The 2,009-nt window shown below is 41.3% G+C and carries 2 protein-coding genes; both read left to right on the plus strand.

What is annotated here, in order from left to right; translation table 11 throughout:
* Nucleotides 1–718: 718 nt before the first annotated feature.
* A complete protein-coding gene (locus A3762_RS10330) occupies nucleotides 719–1,081 on the plus strand; it encodes a hypothetical protein (RefSeq protein ID WP_068502542.1) in 363 nt (120 codons plus the stop codon).
* An 82-nt stretch (nucleotides 1,082–1,163) separates the two neighbouring features.
* Nucleotides 1,164–1,469 carry a hypothetical protein gene (locus A3762_RS10335; RefSeq protein ID WP_068500639.1) on the plus strand — a complete coding sequence of 102 codons (306 nt, stop codon included), beginning with the start codon at nucleotides 1,164–1,166 and terminating at the stop codon, nucleotides 1,467–1,469.
* Nucleotides 1,470–2,009: the final 540 nt, after the last annotated feature.

Consider the following 2,009-nt stretch of genomic DNA (forward strand, 5'->3'; position numbering starts at 1 on the left):
TGCTTCGAGAGGTCGAGTTGTGTAGGTTCAAATTATATCTACAGGTCGGCTGTGATAACCGCGCGAGCGGCGGGTATCACTGCTTACTCTTATAAAGCTCTGATTTTAAGGAGGTAATGAATTAGCAAATGCGTATTCAGTACGCATTTGCTAAAGAGTGTGCGCAATTTGAAAAAACGGAAGTCTCATAAGTCTATGATTATTAATGAATTGATCCTTCCGAAGGTGTTAACCTAATTGAAAAGTGATACCCGTATCGGGTACGTAGAATTAACTGTTATATGCAATGAGAAGTGGGGCTGTGAATGTTTGACATATTCGATTTCTTCTCTGAAATAGGGTCAAGCTTTAGATTTATCTATATGGGGTTTCCATGGATATTTTCTAAAACATATAGAGAAGAAATTAGGTTGCAGCATCATAAACGAAGCCCAGTTTTAGCTTGGTTAGAGTACACGTTAGCTTTCGTGTTTTTTACTCTTTGGTTGCTACTAATCCCTGGGATTTTATTTAGTTATTTATTTTAGTAGTTTTGTGCTTGTAGTTGGCTCGGTAAAATCGGGTCGTTATTAATTAAGCGTGCAGCTTTGGTGGGTTGCAAGAGTTACTCATATAACCAAGTGCTCTTGCATCGCCCCGGGAAAAACACCCGGGGCTGGACTCGCTCTGCTGCGTGCCGCTCGCCGCAAAGCACGGCGTTATGCACTAAGAGATCGCAATGGGTAGCAAAATCGCAGGAACATTAAGCTTGTTAGGTGCAGTGGCTCTTATAGCCATATGGTGGGTGTTTCTATTTTCTGCTCGGCCTGACTGCCTAGATTCTGTTCAGCTTGCAATATCATCTGCCAAGTACGCGTTGTCTCCAAGCGAGTCAGGTAGCTGGCTATTCATTTTTACTTTGGTTTCAATTTTTGCTTGTATCTTAACGGGTCTAATTCTACTTTTCGGCAAACAAAAAAATCTAGCCATGTACCTAATAGCTATACATGCTGTAGCGGCTGCGTTTATCTATACTTGGTCATTGGTAGTGGCTATCGCATTACCTTTAATCTATTTGGGTAAGGTGCAAAAAAATGCATAACAAGGGTAGGAAAAATCGCCCGCAAAAAACGCGGGCTGGACTCTCTAACGCTCGCCTTTGCTACCGGCGTTATAGGTCTTAAATGGAAACAATTGATAAGCTAATTTTATTTGTAGCCAGTATGGCCGCTTGCTTTACAGTAATCTGGAATATTTTAACTTCTATTGAAGTCTCAAAATTTTCTATATTTAGTACTAAGCAAATGCTTATCTGTTACACACAAATATGGCTTCTACCACTAATTGGTTGCTGGCTTTGCAATCAAAAAATGGATATCAAGCTTACAAAAGCAGACAATGAGTCTGGGGTAAACGATATCCCAGGCTGGCTTGGTACAGGCAAATCAACTAACTCATGTAACGATTGCGATGCTGGTATTGACGAATAAGCCCTATAACAATTTGCCGCATGCCTAGCCACTTCGTGGTTTTGGAGTTGCGTTGCTTCGCACCTCAAGCCCATGGGCAAGGCGTTAATACGTACTAAGAATGAAAAGCGGACATTGGTTTTCCATTCGCAAATAGACATTAGGAGTCGTTAATGGAGCAATAACTAAAACGTTACCTTCTTGCGGATAGCTGACCTGTCCTGAACGTCAAAAAAATCAGTGCGTCGCAAGACAGACTTTCAAAACGAGGTCGTTTCATCTTAGGATAGAAAACTTAAGGATGGCCTTGCCTACCAAGCAAGGCGCGATGATTTGAGGTTGCATACTTTGCAAACCAACAGGCCTCGAAACTAAGATTCCACGGCTATGTTCACTAAGGTGCTGATATGAAAGCGAAGCTTATCGCATTGTCTTTATTAAGTTTTGGGCTGCTAATGTACTTCGCAGTTGAGGAAATTTACTTCCCATTTATTTTGATCCCCTTCATCGGTTTTTCTATAACGGTATTTATGTGGCCTTTACCAAATGATGAAAGCAGGA

It is taken from the genome of Oleiphilus sp. HI0125, from assembly GCF_001635355.1.